Source organism: Rossellomorea sp. H136 (assembly GCF_056838065.1).
Genome location: NZ_CM166371.1, coordinates 4,631,448 through 4,651,697 on the forward strand (window position 1 = coordinate 4,631,448; position 20,250 = coordinate 4,651,697).

The 20,250-nt window shown below is 40.0% G+C and carries 21 protein-coding genes; 13 read left to right on the plus strand and 8 right to left on the minus strand.

Translation table 11 applies throughout. The features are described from left to right. The first annotated feature begins 2 nt into the window (after positions 1 to 2). From ACYH0O_RS23225 to ACYH0O_RS23250, 6 genes are all read left to right on the plus strand, one after another. Positions 3 to 455 (plus strand): hypothetical protein, encoded by a 453-nt coding sequence (locus ACYH0O_RS23225; protein WP_482630509.1) that lies wholly within the window; start codon positions 3 to 5, stop codon positions 453 to 455. A 43-nt stretch (positions 456 to 498) separates the two neighbouring features. After that, positions 499 to 837 (plus strand): hypothetical protein, encoded by a 339-nt coding sequence (locus ACYH0O_RS23230; RefSeq protein ID WP_426891885.1) that lies wholly within the window; start codon positions 499 to 501, stop codon positions 835 to 837. Between the two features lie 118 nt (positions 838 to 955). After that, positions 956 to 1,609 (plus strand): HlyD family secretion protein, encoded by a 654-nt coding sequence (locus ACYH0O_RS23235; protein WP_482630510.1) that lies wholly within the window; start codon positions 956 to 958, stop codon positions 1,607 to 1,609. An 11-nt stretch (positions 1,610 to 1,620) separates the two neighbouring features. After that, positions 1,621 to 2,538, plus strand: a complete 918-nt coding sequence (locus tag ACYH0O_RS23240; RefSeq protein WP_482630511.1) for an ABC transporter ATP-binding protein — start codon at positions 1,621 to 1,623, stop codon at positions 2,536 to 2,538. A 1-nt stretch (position 2,539) separates the two neighbouring features. Beyond that, complete coding sequence (locus ACYH0O_RS23245) at positions 2,540 to 3,565, plus strand: ABC transporter permease subunit (protein WP_482630512.1); 1,026 nt, start codon at positions 2,540 to 2,542, stop codon at positions 3,563 to 3,565. Positions 3,566 to 3,579: 14 nt separating this feature from the next. Next, entirely contained in the window at positions 3,580 to 3,765 is a 186-nt protein-coding gene (locus ACYH0O_RS23250; protein WP_149154709.1) for a glycine zipper family protein, read from the plus strand. A 311-nt stretch (positions 3,766 to 4,076) separates the two neighbouring features. Here the strand turns inward: ACYH0O_RS23250 and ACYH0O_RS23255 are convergent, their stop codons facing one another. Then, positions 4,077 to 5,111 (minus strand): DnaD domain-containing protein, encoded by a 1,035-nt coding sequence (locus ACYH0O_RS23255; RefSeq protein WP_482630513.1) that lies wholly within the window; start codon positions 5,109 to 5,111, stop codon positions 4,077 to 4,079. A 195-nt stretch (positions 5,112 to 5,306) separates the two neighbouring features. Here ACYH0O_RS23255 and ACYH0O_RS23260 point away from each other — a divergent pair, with 195 nt between their 5' ends. Beyond that, complete coding sequence (locus tag ACYH0O_RS23260; protein WP_482630514.1) at positions 5,307 to 6,119, plus strand: alpha/beta fold hydrolase; 813 nt, start codon at positions 5,307 to 5,309, stop codon at positions 6,117 to 6,119. Between the two features lie 83 nt (positions 6,120 to 6,202). On the opposite strand, the gene ACYH0O_RS23265 is transcribed toward ACYH0O_RS23260, so the two are convergent. After that, the gene (locus ACYH0O_RS23265) at positions 6,203 to 7,009 is read right to left on the minus strand and encodes a plasmid pRiA4b ORF-3 family protein (RefSeq protein WP_482630515.1); all 807 of its coding nucleotides are present in this window, start codon (positions 7,007 to 7,009) and stop codon (positions 6,203 to 6,205) included. 518 nt (positions 7,010 to 7,527) lie between these two features. Between ACYH0O_RS23265 and ACYH0O_RS23270 the strand changes: the two genes are divergently transcribed. Next, entirely contained in the window at positions 7,528 to 8,127 is a 600-nt protein-coding gene (locus ACYH0O_RS23270; protein ID WP_262481631.1) for a hypothetical protein, read from the plus strand. Between the two features lie 393 nt (positions 8,128 to 8,520). Here the strand turns inward: ACYH0O_RS23270 and tatC are convergent, their stop codons facing one another. From tatC to ACYH0O_RS23285, 3 genes are all read right to left on the minus strand, one after another. Continuing rightward, positions 8,521 to 9,246 carry a twin-arginine translocase subunit TatC gene (gene tatC / locus ACYH0O_RS23275; protein ID WP_482630516.1) on the minus strand — a complete coding sequence of 242 codons (726 nt, stop codon included), beginning with the start codon at positions 9,244 to 9,246 and terminating at the stop codon, positions 8,521 to 8,523. A gap of 148 nt (positions 9,247 to 9,394) precedes the next feature. After that, positions 9,395 to 9,589, minus strand: coding sequence for a twin-arginine translocase TatA/TatE family subunit (locus ACYH0O_RS23280; RefSeq protein ID WP_482630517.1), 195 nt, complete (start codon positions 9,587 to 9,589; stop codon positions 9,395 to 9,397). 72 nt (positions 9,590 to 9,661) lie between these two features. Then, positions 9,662 to 10,912 carry an amidohydrolase gene (locus tag ACYH0O_RS23285; RefSeq protein WP_482632652.1) on the minus strand — a complete coding sequence of 417 codons (1,251 nt, stop codon included), beginning with the start codon at positions 10,910 to 10,912 and terminating at the stop codon, positions 9,662 to 9,664. A gap of 819 nt (positions 10,913 to 11,731) precedes the next feature. Between ACYH0O_RS23285 and ACYH0O_RS23290 the strand changes: the two genes are divergently transcribed. From ACYH0O_RS23290 to ACYH0O_RS23310, 5 genes are all read left to right on the plus strand, one after another. Then, complete coding sequence (locus ACYH0O_RS23290; RefSeq protein ID WP_482630518.1) at positions 11,732 to 12,370, plus strand: GntR family transcriptional regulator; 639 nt, start codon at positions 11,732 to 11,734, stop codon at positions 12,368 to 12,370. Positions 12,371 to 12,593: 223 nt separating this feature from the next. After that, entirely contained in the window at positions 12,594 to 13,604 is a 1,011-nt protein-coding gene (locus tag ACYH0O_RS23295; protein ID WP_482630519.1) for a TRAP transporter substrate-binding protein, read from the plus strand. 57 nt (positions 13,605 to 13,661) lie between these two features. Continuing rightward, positions 13,662 to 14,135 (plus strand): TRAP transporter small permease, encoded by a 474-nt coding sequence (locus ACYH0O_RS23300; protein WP_482630520.1) that lies wholly within the window; start codon positions 13,662 to 13,664, stop codon positions 14,133 to 14,135. Further along, entirely contained in the window at positions 14,132 to 15,412 is a 1,281-nt protein-coding gene (locus ACYH0O_RS23305) for a TRAP transporter large permease (RefSeq protein ID WP_482630521.1), read from the plus strand. The genes ACYH0O_RS23300 and ACYH0O_RS23305 overlap by 4 nt, the downstream gene beginning before the upstream one ends. A gap of 41 nt (positions 15,413 to 15,453) precedes the next feature. Next, entirely contained in the window at positions 15,454 to 16,215 is a 762-nt protein-coding gene (locus tag ACYH0O_RS23310; RefSeq protein ID WP_482630522.1) for an SDR family oxidoreductase, read from the plus strand. A gap of 93 nt (positions 16,216 to 16,308) precedes the next feature. Here ACYH0O_RS23310 and ACYH0O_RS23315 read toward each other — a convergent pair whose 3' ends face one another. From ACYH0O_RS23315 to ACYH0O_RS23325, 3 genes are all read right to left on the minus strand, one after another. Further along, complete coding sequence (locus tag ACYH0O_RS23315) at positions 16,309 to 17,337, minus strand: SDR family NAD(P)-dependent oxidoreductase (protein WP_482630523.1); 1,029 nt, start codon at positions 17,335 to 17,337, stop codon at positions 16,309 to 16,311. Beyond that, positions 17,312 to 18,688, minus strand: coding sequence for a UDP-glucose dehydrogenase family protein (locus tag ACYH0O_RS23320; RefSeq protein WP_482630524.1), 1,377 nt, complete (start codon positions 18,686 to 18,688; stop codon positions 17,312 to 17,314). Before ACYH0O_RS23320 ends, ACYH0O_RS23315 begins: the two co-directional genes overlap by 26 nt. Before the next feature lie 140 nt (positions 18,689 to 18,828). Next, positions 18,829 to 20,229: an oligosaccharide flippase family protein gene (locus ACYH0O_RS23325; protein WP_482630525.1), complete on the minus strand. Its 1,401-nt coding sequence runs from the start codon at positions 20,227 to 20,229 to the stop codon at positions 18,829 to 18,831. Between the last annotated feature and the right edge of the window lie 21 nt (positions 20,230 to 20,250).

The following is a 20,250-nucleotide window of genomic DNA, read 5'->3' on the forward strand; positions in this document are numbered from 1 at the left end:
TCTTGGTTATGGATGTAAAGGAAAATAAAACTTTAAAGCTGAGCAATGTTGTCTTACATAAAGTGAACGTCGAAGAACTAAAGAAGGTGTCAGCTGAGAAGATCGTGAAATTATTGAACGCACAATTACTATCTAAAGGAGCCGCTCCCAAAGGTCCCTTGATCAACCATACTTACTTAAGGAATGGGGAGAACCAAGTCAGTTTCATGATGCAGGCGAGTAAACCGGTAGATGTCAAATTCCCCTATGGTTTCAGTGACTCTCTCAAAATTGAGAATTGTTTATATACCCGATTCCAAGGAAAAGAATACGATATCGATTATGCCTATCAGAAAATGAATCTTTATGCATATGAAAATGATATTTCATTAAAGAAAGAGAGTTATAGTATATTCCTCTCCAATGAGCCTGAAAGCGATAAGGTCGTGATTGATATATTTATGCCCATGAAGTAAGTGAGCTGAATACTTCTCAAAGTGATAGGGAGGGGTAGGTGAAATGGGTATAAAGGGAGCGAAAACAATGGAAGCTATTTTAGAAAATGAGTTATTATTACCGAATCATTATGTAGATGTTACTGATCAGGAAATGGAGTATGTTGATGGTGGTGTCGCAATCGCCACTATCCTCGGTATCGTCACTGCTGTCATTGCAGCATCCGGTGCAACATATGGAGCTGGTAGAGTAGCAGGTGAAAGAGCCTATTACGCAGGATTGCGAAATAGTACGTATCAGAAATGGAAATGGCAAATCCGTGCCGCAGCTGTGGGAGTTGGCGGCGTAGCAGGTGGTATCTTCATGCTTGGATTTGAAAACAAATTCTATTCCATGATTTAATTACGTCTTTCACCATACTTAGTTTAACTTATTATATCAAATAATATATAAAAAAACACCCATTTCGCCTGTCCTCCCTATCACTTTGAGAAACAAAATTGAGTAAGGATGAAATTAAATGAAATCTTATCACATTAATGAGATCACTGATAGTCAAATCATGTACAATCATAAACCCTTTATGCTCATCCTCACCCTTCTGGGATCCGTGATCTTTTCACTCATACTATTGGGATCTTTATCAATATATGCAAGTAGTTCTTCTGTATTCACCTCATCAGGTGAGTTGCATTCACTGAATAAAACAGAAATTGTCGCTGCTGAAGCCGGCTACATTACCCCCTCCCTCTCTCCATTAGAGAACCGTGTAGAGAAGAATCAGAAGCTTGCTGTTATCCAAACCGATTCGGGAAGCTTAGACATCCTCTCTCCTGAGGGTGGCTTCTTTGTTCAAGATCCCTCCATTATGAAAGGGAAGTTTCTTTCTGCAGGTGATCCAATCGGTGTGGTCTCAAGTAATAAGAAGATGTTTATCCAAACGAACATCCAGAAAAAAGACATGATACATGTAAATGAAGGAACCGAGGTAGGTGTCAGGTTTTCGGAGATACAAACCGAAACCAAAGGAGAGATCACGAGTATTCAATATATTCCGAGTGAAGATCAAGAGGATGTTTATTCAGTCAAGATAGAGCTGAAAGAGTCAATCAATCACCAAAAAGTCCGGGAAGGTATGGAAGCTCTCGTTATTTTCGAGACCACACACCAGTAGGAGGAAAACCTATGAATTACACAATCGAAATTGAAAATGTCAGCAAGATGATCCGCTCGAAAGAGATCATTAAGAATATTTCTTTCAATGTAGGAAAAGGGGAAATCTTTGGATTCCTAGGTCCCAATGGTGCAGGAAAGACCACTGTCATTCGTATGCTCGTTAATTTAATCAGACCGACAAGCGGAACAATCCGTATCTGCGGACATGACATAAACACAGACCGGAAACAGGCAATGGCCCAGATCGGAGCGATCATTGAACAACCAGAACTCTACAATTACATGAGCGGGTACGCGAACCTTAAGCATTACGCAAACATGAATAACACTCCCATCACCCATGAAAGAATAATGGAAATCGCCTCAGTCGTAAATATAGAAAAAAATTTAAAAGAGAAAGTCAAAACCTATTCACTGGGTATGAGGCAACGACTGGGACTTGCTCAAGCATTGTTGCACAAACCAGAAATCCTCATACTCGATGAACCTACCAATGGACTAGATCCCAATGGGATAAAGGAGTTCAGGAAATACGTCAGACACTTAGCAGACGAACATGGCATGACCATCTTGATCTCCAGCCATCTACTAAGTGAAATTGAACTAATGTGTGATCGAATCGGGATTATCGAGCATGGTAAACTAATTGAACTGAAAGACCTTAAAGCTCCTTCCCCCCTTCAGAACCATAAGTTTCTCATTAAAATCAGTGACATCAAACTTGCTGCTGACATCCTTGGTACGAAGGACTTGCACTTTAGAAAGGTGGATCCGAATACAATTGAACTGAGAATCCCTGAAGAGAATATGCCTGAAATTATACAAGAATTGAACTCTCATAACATAAGAATCTATTGGGCAGCTCCTGTCACAGAAACATTAGAGGAACATTACTTCAGTACCCTGTCAGCATCGGAGGGCATGTAATATGTTTAAACTGGTTAAAAATGAATGGTACAAAAATTTTTTCCGCATCAGAAATTATGTTAGCTTACTCTTTATCCTGTTCTTCTCCATCATTACGGTTCTGCTGCCGACTTTCTTTTCCTCCCAGTATACGACTGGCTCTTATGACAAGGACAATTGGAAGGAAGAAGTCCAGAGTGAATTGACTGCCTTGGATAACAAGTATTCAGAAGCAGATAAAAAGTATGAATCCAAGCTTCAATCCGATCCTGAATCGATGGAAGTCATGATTCTAGAATCAGAAAAAAATGAAATCACTGAAGAAATCAATCGATTAAACTATTATCTTGAACAAAACATCATACCTGTCAGCAACAATAATCTGTATGATAATTTACTTTCAGTTACACAGATGACGGGATTGATCACTGTTCTGATTACAGTAGTCGCTGTATCTCTCATAGCAGATGAATTTTCATCAGGAACCATCAAGCTGTTGTTAATCAGATCTGTCTCGAGATTTAAGATCTTACTATCCAAGCTGATTACCATGATTCTGTATATCTTATTCTATACAGCTTCAGCAATCCTTTTTACACTGGTCATCAGTTTACTGATGAGTGATATCAATTCTTCATCGTCCTATGTATTCTCTAAGGGTATACACAACTTCATGCACGAAAACTTTTATGTGCTATTTGCCCAAAATATAGTAACTCAGCTTTTTTCTATAATGATGGTTTCACTTATCGCCTTTTCACTGACTGTGATTTTCATAAGCAAATCAGTTACTTTACCTCTTTCATTGGCTATTTACTTCATGGCGGGACCAATGACAATGTTCCTGAGTCAATTTACTGATCTAACGAGGTACCTTTGGTTTGCAAACTGGGACTTTAAACAATTTCTACTGCCCTTCAAGCACACACAAGGGCCGCTTATCGAAGGAATGACTCTTACATCATCCCTGCTGATCAATGTGCTCTACTGTATTCCTTTGCTGCTCATTACATTTTACTTCTTCCAAAAGAAAGAAATTTACAACTAAGGAGTGTCGGACACATGAAAGATTCAGTTTTAAAAAAAGTGATTCTATACATTCTCGGCATGATCATCGGTCTTACGATCGGTATTGTTATTTTTATCCCGATCGTAGAAGATACTGCAATAGGGCTAGTCATCGGGTTTTGTCTAGGCGTTACAACAGGGATTTCTTTGCAGCCCTTTGCTAAGAAGAAATGGTTCTGATGAGACTCGTATACAGGGAATTGTCCCTTGTTCATCAAGCTCCAATTTCACCGGTTTCATCCTAGCCTTTGAGTCCAAACAAAAATGATGAAGTTTTCATGTCTCGAGAGTAATAAGGGAAAGAGATCTCATTCTGGTTAAGGATTTTAAAACGGGAAATCCGTCCCTGTTCTTCCCATCTATTATTGACCGAGGGAAGCAAGGGGGCGGTTCACTGTTTGTCCCATTTTCATCTCCTCCTTCACCGTCTATATACAAGAATCCGGTTCAGAAGGATACCATGGGACAAACTTTTCTCATTCAAAATCACTTTAGTTTACGACACCAACCCCACGCTCCCGGTACGCTTCAAGCTCCGCCATCAACTTAGCTTTCTCCACTTCAAACTCCGCGTCACAGTCTTCCTCCGCTACCTCATCTTCAGTAAACCATTCCGGCAGCTTTTCCGTTCGAACCGGTTTCCTTCCCCCACTTTGTACGTTTCGCTTATACACTTTCTCGAACATGATCTGTAACTCTTTCGCCCTCGCATCCTTCACATCCCGCACGTTCAACTGCTCCCACTTCACCAGGATCGCGTCCACATAGCTCCAGTAATGTTTCCCCTGTTCAACCGCTCGCTTCATCGCTTCCACGACGAGGCTCTCGGAAAGACTTTCACACCAGGTTTTGATTTTCTCTTGAATATAAGACCCCAGCCTGCCGAATTCATTGTCTTTGAAAAAGGTAAGCGGACACTCACCCGCACTTTGTTGTTGTTGTTCATTATTTTCTGAAGGATTCTTTGAAGTACTCTCTGTATACGTCCCCTCTTCCACCTCAGGAGCCCCCTTCCCCTGATGGGACAGACCTTCCTTTAAAGGGGACGACGTGGTACGTTCAGGCGTAACAGGTGGGCAAATAGATACGAGCTCAGACACGGTGCACCGTTCATTCATCACCCGTTTGACATTCTCAGCGATTGGCTGCACATACATCACATTGTTTAAAATAATGCTCGATGAAGAAATCGTTCTGAACTCCCTGACCAGCAAATGATGATCCACCAGAAAGTCGATGGCATCCTTCACCTGCCGCTTTGTAAATCCGTATGTATCAGCAAATGCCTGATAGCTCTTCTGAAGCATATCCCCCTTGAATTTCGTCCTGGCCCCTTTGATCATTCCGCTGTCATCCCTAATCATCGTCGGTCTGTACCAATATACGATATCCGCGAGTAACGCAATCGCCACAAAATGGGCCTTCCCGCTTGAAAAAGTAATGTTCTTATACCATAAATGAGGAACGATATTCCCCACAATCTCCAATTCACCGATTTGATCCACTACCTGACATCCTGATTTCATCTTCTCTTCCACCCTTCTTATCTATTCATGTTTTAAATAGGTTGGAAGAGAGAAAATGGACACCCCTTGAAGAATATTTTTTAAAAAGATTCCATTATTACGATAATACTGGGCTTATCAATAATTTCCGATATGAAATAACGTCATGCCGAATATAATTTAGAAACAAAATGACAAACTTTCAGGAGGACAGCTATGAACATATATATTGAAGTGGAACCAGGAATCGAATTATTTGTGCATGATATCGGCAGTGGCGAGCCCATTGTATTTATTCCAGGCTTTACATTCACTACTGAAGTCTTTTCCGAGCAGGTCAAGCATTTTTCAAAAACTCACCGTACGATTGTGATGGATCCGAGAAGCCATGGCCGGTCCACCATGACGGTTCACGGGAATGACTATGTCACGCATGGAACAGATCTCGAAAAGGTATTGAAGCAATTAAAGGTCGAAAATGTAACGCTTGTCGGCTGGTCATTCGGATGCTTAACGGTTTGGGAATATATCCGCCAATTCGGTACGGATGGGATCAAATCCATTGTTTTCATTGATATGCCGCCAAAATCTTTATCCGTTCAACAAGACCAGGATTGGGTGGAAGGTCCGCTTGATGACATGGCTGCGGCCTACACGAACTACCTTCGCCATCCAAAAGGACAACGGGATTTCATTGCTGCTTATGCCACCGGAGTCATGGTCCAACGGGAGCTGAAGGAAGAAGAATTGGTATGGATTGTCGAGCAATCACTGAAAACACCTTACTATATTGCCGCTAATTTGTTTTCTTCCGGGCTCTTCTCGGATTATCGTGTGGAGGCGGCAGAAAGCAGTGAATCCGTACCGACTCTATATGTTGTCGCCGAGCACTGGGCTGAAGTTGCGACCTCCAATCTGAGGAAGCTTGCGCCTAAAGCGTCGGTGGAGGTATTGGGAGGACATCTTATGTTTTGGGAGTATAGTGAGAAGTTTAATGGGATTGTTGAGGGATTTTTAAAAGGGACATAGGGTCATAAAATAAGACGAGGGAATGAAACCCCTCGTCTCTTTCACTTTTGGGACAGAGTGCCTGTCCCCATGTCCCAAAAGCCTTATTTCTTCCGATACTTATCCTCAATGATCTTATACCCCTCGTGGTTAATCTTATTCCACTCAGTCTTCTTATAGTTAAGCGCTTTAAGTCTCTCGTTGATCCAATCAGGATCATATTCCCTGAAATATGATGATTCAGCCCATGACTCCATGACATCATGCTCTGGATGCTTCCCATCACGATATGCTTTAAGAAATTCATAGAACCCATGCATCCCGCCTATATCTTCAGGGGGTGCTGTCTCTGCTCCATCAAGAAGGGTTGGAAAACCAAAGTAGTAATCATCGACAATCTGCTCAAGCTCCACGGTGACATGCCAATCATCACCAAAATCATAGGCATATCTGATTTCCTTATACTTCTCCAGATAGTCATCGATCTTTAAACCAGTGGGCTTGCGCACTTCAATCTTCAATCTTTCCTGATAGTTCTTCTCAAATTCCACCCTTTCAAGTGGCATGGATTTTAGCCGTTCTTCATACATGGCTTTGTTTTTCTTATAATGCTGATGCTCAAGGTAAGCTTCTTCATTATCCGTGACAATCTTATGATCCTCAGTCAAATCAAATTCAAACAGGTGGTAGCCCTCATAAGGGTAACCACTCTGAAAATTGGTTATGTTCTGGATGACATCATGAAGCCTTTTATATGTCGCTCCTGCTGGCATGATGACTCTTCTCCATATTAAGGGATTGGACTGTTCTAATTCTATTCTTACAATGTATGATTTCAATTTGGATTCATCTCCATTTACTATTTGATGAGCAGCACCGACAGCAAGCATATGCTTAAATCTATTACCCATTCACTTTAAATGATTACCTTACCCGGCTCCATATAACCAAGAGTTCTTGGGTTGGTCGATTAAAGAATACCATAATAGAACATACTTTTTTCAATGTTTTTATTTCATTTACCTCGAATCTTTCTTTGGTTAACTGATCGGGATCCAATTCTTTAACTTTTAATGCGATATATACAAAAAAACAAGATTCCTTCAATCTAAGAACCTTGTTTCACTGCATTAAGATTTTTTTCCCTTTCTAGAAACGACGTATAAGATTAATACTAAAATAAACAATGAAATACCTACAACACTAGTTAGTGATTCATTGTTAAACGTAAAGTTCACGATTGTGAGAATTAATAAACAGAAAGCACCTATTAGTGGTAATTTCTCTTTTAACATGACAAAATACCCCCTTTCAACCACAACATTTCTACTATTTTTGCGTAAATAATACATTTTTTGTAAATTTAATAGAATTTATTTCAAATTTTATGATAGAGTAACTGTATTATATTGTAAAGGAGACGAAAGTCGTGAAATTTAAGAAACTCATATCATTCATCGCTGCTGTATTTTTGTTTAGTACACTTGCTCCGGTATTTCCTGCTGCTGCAACTGAAACTGGACTTACCGAAGAAGACCAAGCAATAGACGAGGAAATGTTTGAACAAACAGAAGTTATCTTAGGAGCGATAGAAAAAATTCCTAACGGTATTGTAAAGCAAGGTCCTGAAAAAACGGCGCAATGGTTACAAAATAAAACTGGATTATATGTGAGTGTTGATTCTGATCAAAACCTACTTTTCAGTGAAACTCCACCTGCTCAAGAAGGTACTTTCCAAACAATGAGCGTAGCCGGTTGTGTTGCAGCTGTTGGAATAGCGATTGTCAGTAACGGCCTTCCATTTTCAAAAATATTAAAAGTTAAATCAGCCATAAAAGCTCTTGGTGGAGTTTCAAAAACAGTATCTAAGGTTAAAAAATATTATGATAAATACCGATTTAATGGATTCTCGAGAAATGATTCCATTAGAAAAGCTTTAGATAGCGCTTCAGATGGACTAGCCGCTAATACTAAGTCTGCGCTTCTAGACTTCTTTAATTTAACAAATGTCGTTGCGAACTGTTTTTAAATATTGATTAACACAAGTCTACGAATTAACACAAAAAAGGATCTTCGAATAGAAGGTCCTTTCATCAATATTCAAAGATTTATTACATTGTATTTTGATATTAAACCATAAAAAATAAGAGTAAGCTTTAGCTCGCTAATGGGTTTATTCTTATTTATACTTATTTCTTATCAAGTTGGTTCATAAGTTATTCGCTTTTCCCCAGCTTGATTAGCCTCTTATGTTTCAATAGAATAAAAAAGAGGAACAGCTTTGCTTTCTCCTCTTCTGACTATTCGTCAATATTCCCCTGAATAATTTCCGCTTCTCCAGTGAACCAATCCGGCAACTTCTTCGTCCCCTACTTGAATTGAACCCAGTCGGGTGGGGGTCTGACCCCAATCTCCCCATCCCCTAGGCAGTCATACCTGTCGTATCATTACGTCGACGATAAACCACCTTGGATAACACAACACTGCATTCATACAACAACAGTAAAGGAACAATGACTAGAACATCTGATAACAAGTCAGGAGGTGTAATCAAAACAGACGTCACAATCAGAAAGAAATAAGCATATTTCCTCATCTTTTGTAAGCGAAAAGGGTTCAATACCCCTATGCTTGTGAGAAACATGATGACTACCGGTAGTTCGAACAAGAAACCAAATGGCAGCGTCATACTGATCATAAAGCGAAAATATTTCTCCACGGTAAAGAACTCCATGAACATATCCCCTGATAAAGACAACAGAAAGTCAAGAACGATGGGAAAGATTAAAAAGTATCCCATGCAGATGCCTAGAATGAAAAGGATGAATAATGCCGGGATGTAGGCCAGGGTCACTTTTCGCTCATTTTCATGTAAAGCCGGCCGGACAAAGAGCCAAATTTGATAAGCGGCAACTGGAATGGTTCCGGCAAGAGCGACGACACTGGACAGTAGTAGATACACCCACAGGATATCAGTCGGACCCAGTACGGCAAGCTTTATCGGGAAATCCTGGATGAACCACTCATATAAATCCTGGATATAAAAAAAAGCAATCAGAAAAATAACCACAAATGTAACAAGTGTGATGATCAGTCGTTTGCGCAATTCTTCCAAATGTCCAATTAAATTCAAATCCATCTTCTCCATACATACACCTCTGGTTGTGAAAAAATCTGTTATAGAGCTTATATGACAATGCCATAAACCCTTACTCTCAAAAATAAAAGGAAGACTGGCGATAACAAGAAGGTGCAAGTAAAGATTACCTGCACCTTACTGACTATCATAGATTCATTTACTTTTCACTACTGGTCTTGGATTCGCGGCTTTCCGACTCGCCATCTGAAACCAATTCTCTCGTAGACTTTTTAAACTCCTTTAATGTCGACCCGAAGGCTCTTCCGATTTCCGGGAGCTTGGATGGGCCGAAGATGATAAGGGCAATGACTAACACTAATATCAAGCCCGGTATTCCGATATTTTGAAGCATAATATCCTCCTAATAATGATGTTTTAGTAGCTTGGAAGATTCAATCCAACAAATCATTTGTTTGTTAGACGATTATCCGTGCTTTTTCGGGTTCTTCTCATTGGGCTTTACAGCTTGGAGAGAACCGGATGCCACATTCCCCTTGTAGAGAACGGCATCACATTTAGGCAGGCGGGCCACCGTTTCAGCGGAGCAGCTTGCAGGAACAAGGACGGCTGTTGCTTCGTCCCCCACCTTCGGCCATACTTGTTTACCTGATTCATTTAATGGCGTGATCCCTCCGGTTGCAAGAGAAAGTGCCCGTGACAGTTTGTACTCACTGGACCAGCCATACAGTTCGGCAGCCCGGTGTGCCTTATAGAGAATATCTCCGATTCCAAACGGTGACCAGTGATCGGTGATACTGTCATTCCCAAGCATGACGTGTACATTCTGTTCTTGCAGCATCGGAATCGGCATGACACCTTTTCCGTTTGGCACATGTGACGCAATGGAAATCCCTAATGATGCCAGGCGGTTCGCCATGTCCACGTCAGCGCCTGGGGCTAAGTCTGCAAGAGCAAATGCGTGGCTGATGGTTACTTTTCCTTGAAGGCCGGCTTCCTCAGTCAAATCTGCTAATCTGCTTATGGCCTTTATACCGGATTCCCCTCCCTCATGAAGATGAATATCAATCCCGGCATTATAATCTGCTGCAATTTGTACCATGGTTTGTAACGACTTTTCCATATTCCCATCGACCTTAGTTGGATCAAGTCCGCCAACATGTGTCACGCCAAGTTGCATAGCCTCACGTATGAGTCCCTCAGAGTCAGAAAGGAGCAAACCGTGTTGAGGGAATGCCACAATCTCGTGCCCTATCTTATCTGAGTAATTGGCTAAGGCCAGTTGTAATTTCTCCAGATTCTTAAGGCCCACTACCGGATCGATGTTACAATGGCTTCTCGCAAAAGTTGAACCATACCCGAGGATCAACTCAATCAGTTTCTCTGCACGCTCCTGAGCAGTCGGAAGTAATTCCAGTAGTAGGGACTGTTCCAATTCGATCATAGAGAAAATGCCATTTTTCCTCGTGGCTGCCGCTTTCCAAGGACCACCATAATAGGTTTTGTCCAAGTGAATGTGCATTTCCTTAAAAGAAGGAATAAGAAGTCTACCATCGGCATTATAGCAGTCAAGATGCTTTTCATATCGTACACTTGTATCTAAAATCTTCGTGATCTTTCCTTTATCGATTCGAATATTTTTCAAGACAGTGTCAGTTGCGACGACTTCTCCATTTTCATACTGATATCCGCTTTCTAAACGTACATTCAACAGCATATAAGAACTGTTTTTGCCCGGTTGCTTGGTGTGGTGTTTATTCTTTTGATGTTCTTTCGCACCTGCCATTTGGGGTCCAAATAATCCCATGGAACCGGTCACCCCAAGAACAGCAGAAGCGCCTCCAATTCTCCCTGCGTCCTTTAAGAATTTTCTCCTGGATAAACCATACCTTTCCTGATCCATTTACTCATTCTCCTTACATAATGTTTTTAATAAGCTAAAACAAGCGTATCAAAAACGTTTGGACATTTTTTATAATTACTTTTGGTATTTTTAAAATATTATTACTATTCAGCAGAATCCAGTTAACATGGTAGAGTGGGGACGGTTCCCACTCTACCCCTTAACCTTATACAAAAAATGAACCGCAACTCCAAGAATCCTTGCCGCCTGCTGCTGGGACACCTCTTCACTCTCTTCAACACACTATCACTTTCCTCTTTCGGCAGACTCTTCAATTGAAGAATTCCCATTTGACCCACGCCCTTCCTGCTCTCCACTCTGGCATAATCATTGGATAGTCTCCCGCTGTAATCCCTGTGGTCTTCTATTGATTCGTTCGCTCATTAAACTCCTTGAACCTCACTTTGCAATTTGATTTTAACCTTCTGAAGAGTATTGAGGAATTTGATGCAGACTTCATTCAGATCTCTTGTTTCATAAAGAAACGATGTTGAAACTCTTTCATTCCATAATTGACCAAAAAAGTTAAGTGAGAACCGTCCCTCCCCTTCCCCATTGCAACCCATCATTATATACAATACAATTCATTATATATAACCTAATAAATCTAAAAGCCATAAAGGACTGTATGAAATGTCGAAAACCAAAAAAGTGAATACGCTTATTTCCCTCAAGGATGAAGTGAAAGAGAAACTTAGAGAGGATATTATTATGTTCAAGCTAAAGCCCGGCGACCGCATTGTGGAAACAGAAGTGGCCAAAAGGCTGGGCATTAGTCAGGTGCCGGTAAGGGAGGCACTTAGGGGCCTGGAGGAAGAAGGGCTCATTAATACAATTAAATATAGAGGTGCCTTTGTAACTGATATCAATCCCGTTGAAATGTATCATATGTTTTCATTAAGGGCGAAGATTGAGACAGATGCCATTGAAGTAATTCTCCCCCAGCTGACCAAAAGGCATTTCGGTGAATTATACGATATCGTGGACAAAATGAAATACGCGGAAAAGGATTATGCGGTCCAGTCGCAACTGGATATGGAATTTCATCGTACGATCATTGAGTGGTCCAATGTAGATGTGTTTTTACGCATTTGGGGAATGTTAACGAATCATATCCGACGATATATCACGTTATTGAATCCGAAGGTCCGGATCCTTCCAGAGGAAGTTCATCAATATCATCAAGCCCTTGTGGAAACGCTGGAAGAAAGAGATGTAGAGAAAGCGAAAATCGTTTTCAAAGAACATATTATGAAAATGGTTGAAAAATAGACTCCAAACGAAGACCCCTATCTATTTATGGTAGGGGTCTTGACGTGCCTCTGTGGATTATATATAATCACATATATTATATATAATATTAAATCTGAATTTTCACAAAGGTTTTGGGTAAGTAAAGAAATTTTTTTGAAGCGTATTGTTAGCGGTTACATTCTGTATGAAGCAGGATTCTCATGATGCTTCATACAGGACCAATTACAAAGGGGGAATCAAGATGAAAAAGAAGTTCAACGTTTTTAGCCTGCTTATGGCAGCTGTCTTACTGATTGGATTAGCAGGTTGTGGAAAAAGTGCGGGTGGATCAGCTTCCAAAACCGTTACGTTAAAGCTGGGGCACAATCAGCCTACCTCTTCGCCATTTCATGCAGGTGCTGAAAAATTCGCAGAATTGGTAGCAGAGAAATCAGATGGGAACGTGAAGGTTGATGTGTATCATGACAGTCAATTAGGGGATGAAGGCGAACTTGCTACAGGTACGAAAATGGGAACAGTGGATATTTCGCTTGTGGCGACTGGAAGTGTGACACAATATTATCCTCGCTATTCCATGTTTGATTTGCCTTTTCTCTTCAGGGATTACGATCATGTCGATAAAGTATTACAGGGCGAAGTGGGAGAACAGCTTGCCAGTGAAGCGGAAGAGCAAGGTGGCTTTAAAGTGATGAGCTACTGGGAGTCAGGGTTCAGACACTATGTGAACAGTAAGCGTCCATTGAAATCACCTGAGGACCTGGAAGGACTGAAAATCAGGACACCTGAATGGCCCGTTCTGACTTCTGCCACAGAGACTCTGGGGGCCAGTGCCGTACCGATGCCATTCTCCGAGCTTTATATGGCAGCACAGCATGGGGTTGTCGATGGTCAAGAAGGACCACTATTTGCGATCAAAAGTTCGAAGATGTATGAAGTGCAGGATTACATGGTCTTAGATGGTCATACGTATACAGCGATGCTCCTGATTATGAATCCAGATAAGTATAATAGTCTATCAAAAGATGTCCAAGAGGTATTAATCGACGCATCGAAGGAAGCCGGGGATTATGAGAGACAGTTAATCCGTGATAATGAAAAGGAAGATATTCAGTACCTGAAAGAAGAAGGCGATTTAGAAATAGAAGAAAACCCGGATAAAGAGGCATGGAGAAAAGCCGTTCAGCCTGTCTATGACAAGTACAGCGATGAATTTGGTAAAGATCTTATTCAGCAAATCATGGATACAAAGTAGATGTATAGGGGGGCTTTCCCTGCCCCCCTTTCATGAATGAATCAGGAGGTGGGACGTATGAGAACTTTAAAGCTCATTGGCCAAGGACTAGAAAAGCTCGTGATATACGCCGTTCTATTCCTTATGGCCGTTTTGGTTTCTCTTGTCTTCATTCAGGTGGTCCTTCGATATGTCTTCTCGAATGGGCTGGTCTGGGTAGAAGAGCTTGATCGATACATATTTGTTTGGTTAATGTTTTTAGGCATCGCAATGGGCGTTTATAAACAAAAACATATTGCGATTACGGCAGTGGCCGATCGACTGAAAGGGTTCTCGAAAGGCATTCAGCTTCTCGTACATATCATTACAGGATCCTTTTTTGCCGTGTTGTTTTGGCAGGGGATTCAATTCGTAGAGGTGAATATGTCCGGCACGGCTGCTGTACTGCCTATTAATCTCGGAATCATTTATTCTATTATACCCCTGTCTGGTTTCATTGCGATGATCTTTGTTGTCGTATTAATCGCGACATCCAAGGAGGAGAAACGATGATTTTATTACTGTTTATAGCCTTTTTTGTCCTATTGATCCTGGGGGTGCCGGTTGGGATCTCTTTAGGAGTCGCCTCGATCATCACCATTTTATGGGAAGGGGTGGTCCCGCTACTATTGATTCCCCAAAAAATGTTCGTTTCCATGAATAGCTTTACATTACTGGCCATCCCTTTCTTTATGCTGACGGGTGTGATCATGGATAAAAGCGGATTAACGCAAAGACTTGTTAACTTTGCCGATTCCATCATTGGATGGACGAAAGGCGGCATGAGTTATGTGAGTGTCACTTCCGGGATGATGATGGGAGGCATTTCCGGATCAGCACCTGCTGATACAGCTGCACTTAGCAGTGTCATGACACCAAGCATGGTGAAACTGGGCTATCCAGCACGATTTGCCGCTGCCTTGCAAGCAGCATCAGGATCCATTGGCATTATTATTCCACCGAGTATTCCGATGGTTGTGTTAGGCGGAATTGCCAGTATTTCCGTCGGGAAGCTATTCTTAGGAGGAATCATTCCCGGTATTCTCATTGGGATTCTATTTATGGTGGCATCGAGGATCATTTGCATCAAGAAAAACTATGGTGTATCTAAATCCAACTCGTTTTCATTCAGCTATTTCATCGACAGCTTTAAAAAAGCGATACTCCCTTTATTTGCTCCGGTCATTATCGTTGGCGGGATTTTAACAGGCGCATTTACACCTACAGAATCCAGTGTCATTGCGGTTGTCTATACGTTAATCCTGGGATTGTTCGTTTATAGAAGTATTCAATTTCGAGACTTGTCATCGATTTTCATGGAAGCCGTCATCAGTTCAGGGAATGTGTTGTTAATCATTGCTGCCTCATCCCTGTTCAGCTGGATTCTCGTGAGTCACAACTTCCCACAGATCCTGAGCAGTCTCATCACAAGCGTATCAGACAGTCCATTCTTTATTATACTCGTCATTAACTTAATCTTTATCGTTGGCGGCATGTTCATTGAAGGTCTTGCGCTGTTAATTATGTTTGTTCCCATCCTCTTACCCATCGCCATGGGTGCCGGAATGGATCCGATTGTATTTGGGGTTATGATCGTCATTAACATTGCGATTGGAACACTGACTCCTCCGGTTGGTGTCTGCCTGTTTGTGGCATGCTCCTCCGCCGGCGTTAAGCTCGATTATGCGATGAAAAGTGCCATTCCATTTGTTCTGGTGCTTTGTTTTGCACTCGTTTTAATCGTGCTGTTTCCGTCGATTGTTACGTTTATTCCTAGTTTGATTGAATGATAAATCTAACTAAAGAAGAAATTGCAGAAGGAGAGATACATATGACTAAGAATCTATTTGATTTAACCGGAAAGGTAGCCGCCATCACGGGGGCTACGCGTGGTATTGGACGGTCAATGGTAATGGCTCTGGCAGAAGCCGGAGCAGATATTGCCTTACTTCAAAGGAATCCGGAACAGACTGATGTGAAGGAAGAAATTGAACAGCTTGGTAGAAAATGTTCGATTATACCATGTGACCTTGAAAAGGTAGAAGAAGTGAAATCTGCTATTCCCATTGTGATCTCGACATTTGGAAAGATTGATATTTTAGTAAACAATGCAGGTATTCAGCGCCGGTCACCTTCCGTTGATTTCCCTGAATCCGATTGGGATGATGTGCTGAATATCAATTTAAAAGTGGTCTGGTTATTATGTCAGGAGGCAGGACGTCACATGGTTGCGAAAGGGGAAGGCAAAATCATCAACACCGCTTCCCTCCTTTCTTACCAAGGAGGATTAACCGTTCCAGCCTATGCAGCAGCCAAAGGCGGTGTGGCACAACTCACGAAAGCTCTCTCCAATGAATGGGCAAAAGAGGGTGTCAATATAAACGCGATCGTCCCAGGGTATATTGCCACGGACATGAATACAGCCTTAATCGATGACCCTATCAGAAGTAAACAAATTCTTGATCGGATTCCAGCAGATCGATGGGGAGAGCCGGATGATTTTAAGGGGACCGTTGTTTATTTAGCTTCGAGGGCTTCGAATTATGTGCATGGGCATTTGGTGGCTGTTGATGGGGGTTGGCTTGGGAGATAGTTTGATGGTTTGAGTTTATTTTTATAAAAACATCCTATAGATTGGACACTGAAGACGTGACCTTTCTATAGGATTCTTTCATGTATCTTTATATTATTTCTTCCTATAATACTCCACATACCACTCAGCAAACCTACCCAATCCTTCTTCAATAGAAGTTTCAGGTTTAAATCCAACCGCTCTCTGCAGACGTTCAGTAGATGCATAAGTAGCTGGAACATCACCAGGCTTAATAGGTTCAAATACTTTTTCAAACTCCACTTCTCTACCAAGTGCGTTACCTAACGCTTTCTCCAGAGTTTCAATAAAGTTCATCAATTTTTCAGGACTGTTATTCCCTATGTTATAAACTTTGTGACATACACCTTCATCAGATGGCGGGGAAGTGATGAGTCTTTCGATTCCAGTAATTATGTCATCAATATAAGTGAAGTCTCTATATAAGTCATTTTCAAAATCACCATTGTTAAAAATCTTAATAGACTCACCTGCAAAGTACTTATCCGTGAATCCAAAGTAAGCCATATCAGGTCTGCCCATAGGACCATATACCGTGAAGAAGCGTAAACCTGTAGCAGGAATCTTATACAAATGGCTGTATGTGTGTGCCAATAATTCATTTGATTTTTTAGTAGAAGCATAAAGTGAAACCGGATTATCTACAAAATCACTTTCTTCAAAAGGAACTTTCTTGTTAGCGCCATATACAGAACTAGAGGAAGCGTATACGAGATGATCTACAGGGTAATGTCTGCAGGCTTCAAGGATATTATAGAACCCAATGACATTACTTTGCATATAGACATCAGGGTTTTCAATCGAATAACGCACCCCCGCTTGTGCAGCCAAGTTAACTACGACATTGGGTTTATATTCTTCAAATACTTCATTAAGGGCTGCTTTATCCGAAATGTCCTGTTTAATAAAAGTAAAGTTCTCATAAGGCTGAAGTTTCTCCAACCGATCTTCCTTAAGGTTCACATCATAATAGTCATTTACATTATCTAAACCCACGACAGTGCAACCTTGTTCTAATAGTTTCTTAGAAAGATAGTACCCAATAAACCCGGCGGCTCCTGTCACAAGGTAAACTTTATTAGGATCTAATGGTTTGTAGTTCATTGGACTTCGACTCCTCTAATCCTTTTCGTTCCGCAGCTTTCCTACCAATAGAATGATACTCAACTCTAGCCGTTTCCATATCTTCTACCTTATAAATATTTCTACCGTCATAGACTAAAGGTGTTCTCATTAGCATTGTATACGCTTCTGGAGTAATGGCTCTGACTTCGCCCCATTCTGTGAAGATAAAGCAAACATTGGCATCTTTCAAGGCTGCTTCCACATTATCTACATATGTGATGTGTCCTTTACCATTTCTTCCTTCCGGATACACTTTTGAGAAGTTTTCTTTCCCAACAGGATCAAAAGCATAGATGTCTGCTCCCTGATCAAGCAGTAAAGGTACATTCTCAAGAGAAGCTGCTTCTCTAAGATCATCGGTACCAGGTTTAAAGGTTAATCCAAGTACTGCGACTTTTAAACCGTTAAACGTAATCAATCTTTTGCTTGCCTTTTTATATAACATTGTTTTTTGTTCTGTATTCACATCAATTGCAGCTTTAACAGTCTTTAACTCATAACCATTTTGTTTCGCAATATAATCAAGGGCCTTAGTATCTTTAGGGAAACAAGATCCACCATAGCCAATTCCAGCATTTAAAAACTTGCTTCCAATCCGTTCATCGAAGCTCATTCCTCTTGCAACATCTTGAATATCCGCTCCAACCAATTCACATAGATTCGCAATATCATTCATATAAGAAATCTTAAGAGCGAGGAAGTCATTTGAAGCGTATTTAATCATTTCAGCTGATCGTCTGTTTACAGAAACAATTGGCAGTTTAAATGGTTCGTAGATATTCATTAATATATTCTCTGCCCATTTGCTTTCAGTACCGATAATAATTCTCTCTGCCTTCAACGTATCATGTACAGCAGACCCCTGTGCCAGGAACTCCGGGTTTGAGGCTACTTCCACTCGCACGTCATTTACTAAGAAGTCTTGAATAAACTGTTCTACTTTATCATTCGTTCCTACTGGAACAGTTGACTTAACAACGACAAGACAATCTTTTTCAACAGATTCTGCAATTTGTCTAGCTACAGTGGCAATATATGATAGATTAGCAGAGCCATCAGGTTGTTCTGGAGTACCTACACCGATGAAAATCGCATCTGCATCTTTATAAGCTGATTTGTAATCAGTAGTGTAGTCTATTCTACCAGCAGCATAATTTTCTTTCATTAATTCTTCTAGACCTTTTTCAAAAATAGGAGACATTCCTGACTTCATTGTCTCCACTTTATTTTGATCGATATCTACACAGGTAACCATATGTCCTACTTCAGCGAAACATACTCCTGCTACTAGACCAACATAACCAGTTCCTGCTACTGCAATATTATTCATTGTATACCTTCCCTTCAAGTTTATATTAATTGTTTTAAAGATTATGTTCATGATGACAAATAAAACATACTTTTCCCATTTCAAATAATAGTAATAGAACTAACCGCAGGAATTTAATTTTGTTCATAAATCCTCTAGAGTTAATTAATCTTTTTTCTTACCTTCGACAAGACCCCAACCAACAAATTCCTATTCAAAATTATTGCTACTAATACAGCAATAACAAAATTCAATGCATTCAGAATGTTCACATTCAAATAGCTTATAATTGCTACAAATACCACTATAGACATTGAAAATATAATTTTAGCAAAACTATATTTAATTTGAATCGATTTTTGTAAATCAATAGCTCTATAAATTGATAAGGCAAAATAAGAAACTAATGTAGATAAGGATGCTGCGTAAAGCCCTATTTTGGATATTAACAAAAGATTAATAGATATATTCAAAAATGCTGCTATAAATGACGATAAACCAATGCTTTTTGTTTTTTTGAATGCTACATACATCCCACCAAAATATGCCGCCAAACTATGGAAAAACATAGCTAAAAATAAAATTGGCATTTGGTAGTATGCCAAAAAATATGATTCATCAATAAATAATTTAAATAAAACAGGCGATGTAGTAATTAGAAGCAGAAGTATACCTACCAAAAAATTCCACAAGTTGTTAAAAATATTTGTATAATATTCCTTTGCATCATTATCTTTAGAGCTAACCGTAGCAGATTCTTGCCAAGCCAAATTAAAATTATTATATAAAAGGCTGAATAGACTAGGTATTTTGTTTGCAATTGCGTATATGGCTGTCATTTCAACGCTAAGGAAAGCAGTGATAATCCATCTATCCGAGACACCCACTACCCACCAAGAGACAGAGTTTGGCAGTAAGGGAAAAGAATATTTCAATAACTCCTTAATATACATTAAATCAAATAGTTTAAACGAAATTAATTTAACTATCCCACTAGATGCAATTACATATCCCGTTGCAAAAACAATAGAAATAATTAGCGATATTAATAAACCATAGAACCCAAGACTTTTTTGCCCAACAAAAATAAATATTAATAATAGATTCAAAACTGAATTAATTATACTAGCAGTTGAATATTTTTTAAGTAAACCTAATCCTCTACACGCCTGAATCACGTAACTATAGTACATGTTAATAACCATATAAATACTAACCAGGATCTTATATTCAATATTAAAACGATTTAAAACCGCCATGCTTATCAGGAACAAAAATATTGACGAAAAAAAAACATATATAGAAGAATTCGTAATTATCTTCTTTCGTGTTTCATCTGTATTTTTATCCAATAGAAATCTGAATACTGCTTGTTCGATTAACAAGGAAAATATCGGTAACACTAAAGATAAACTTGTTATAATTAAGTCATAGGTACCATATTCACTTTTAGTTAATGCTGTAGTCAAAATAGGTAGTATTAGAAAGGTTGCCGCTTTAGGAAGAACAGTTCCTAAGCTTAGAACAAATGTATTAATTAATAGAATTTTTTCACGTTTCATAATTTATCCAATCTTGAAAGT

Coding starts and splice junctions, on each gene's coding strand:
- ACYH0O_RS23280 (WP_482630517.1), bottom strand. CDS start 9,589: ATGCTTCAAAATATCGGAATACCGGGCTTGATATTAGTGTTAGTCATT.
- ACYH0O_RS23260 (WP_482630514.1), top strand. CDS start 5,307: ATGAACATATATATTGAAGTGGAACCAGGAATCGAATTATTTGTGCAT.
- ACYH0O_RS23255 (WP_482630513.1), bottom strand. CDS start 5,111: ATGAAATCAGGATGTCAGGTAGTGGATCAAATCGGTGAATTGGAGATT.
- tatC (WP_482630516.1), bottom strand. CDS start 9,246: ATGGAGAAGATGGATTTGAATTTAATTGGACATTTGGAAGAATTGCGC.
- ACYH0O_RS23245 (WP_482630512.1), top strand. CDS start 2,540: ATGTTTAAACTGGTTAAAAATGAATGGTACAAAAATTTTTTCCGCATC.
- ACYH0O_RS23320 (WP_482630524.1), bottom strand. CDS start 18,688: ATGAATAATATTGCAGTAGCAGGAACTGGTTATGTTGGTCTAGTAGCA.
- ACYH0O_RS23305 (WP_482630521.1), top strand. CDS start 14,132: ATGATTTTATTACTGTTTATAGCCTTTTTTGTCCTATTGATCCTGGGG.
- ACYH0O_RS23240 (WP_482630511.1), top strand. CDS start 1,621: ATGAATTACACAATCGAAATTGAAAATGTCAGCAAGATGATCCGCTCG.
- ACYH0O_RS23230 (WP_426891885.1), top strand. CDS start 499: ATGGGTATAAAGGGAGCGAAAACAATGGAAGCTATTTTAGAAAATGAG.
- ACYH0O_RS23290 (WP_482630518.1), top strand. CDS start 11,732: ATGTCGAAAACCAAAAAAGTGAATACGCTTATTTCCCTCAAGGATGAA.
- ACYH0O_RS23235 (WP_482630510.1), top strand. CDS start 956: ATGAAATCTTATCACATTAATGAGATCACTGATAGTCAAATCATGTAC.
- ACYH0O_RS23265 (WP_482630515.1), bottom strand. CDS start 7,009: ATGGGTAATAGATTTAAGCATATGCTTGCTGTCGGTGCTGCTCATCAA.
- ACYH0O_RS23285 (WP_482632652.1), bottom strand. CDS start 10,912: ATGCTGTTGAATGTACGTTTAGAAAGCGGATATCAGTATGAAAATGGA.
- ACYH0O_RS23300 (WP_482630520.1), top strand. CDS start 13,662: ATGAGAACTTTAAAGCTCATTGGCCAAGGACTAGAAAAGCTCGTGATA.
- ACYH0O_RS23250 (WP_149154709.1), top strand. CDS start 3,580: ATGAAAGATTCAGTTTTAAAAAAAGTGATTCTATACATTCTCGGCATG.
- ACYH0O_RS23325 (WP_482630525.1), bottom strand. CDS start 20,229: ATGAAACGTGAAAAAATTCTATTAATTAATACATTTGTTCTAAGCTTA.
- ACYH0O_RS23310 (WP_482630522.1), top strand. CDS start 15,454: ATGACTAAGAATCTATTTGATTTAACCGGAAAGGTAGCCGCCATCACG.
- ACYH0O_RS23315 (WP_482630523.1), bottom strand. CDS start 17,337: ATGAACTACAAACCATTAGATCCTAATAAAGTTTACCTTGTGACAGGA.
- ACYH0O_RS23295 (WP_482630519.1), top strand. CDS start 12,594: ATGAAAAAGAAGTTCAACGTTTTTAGCCTGCTTATGGCAGCTGTCTTA.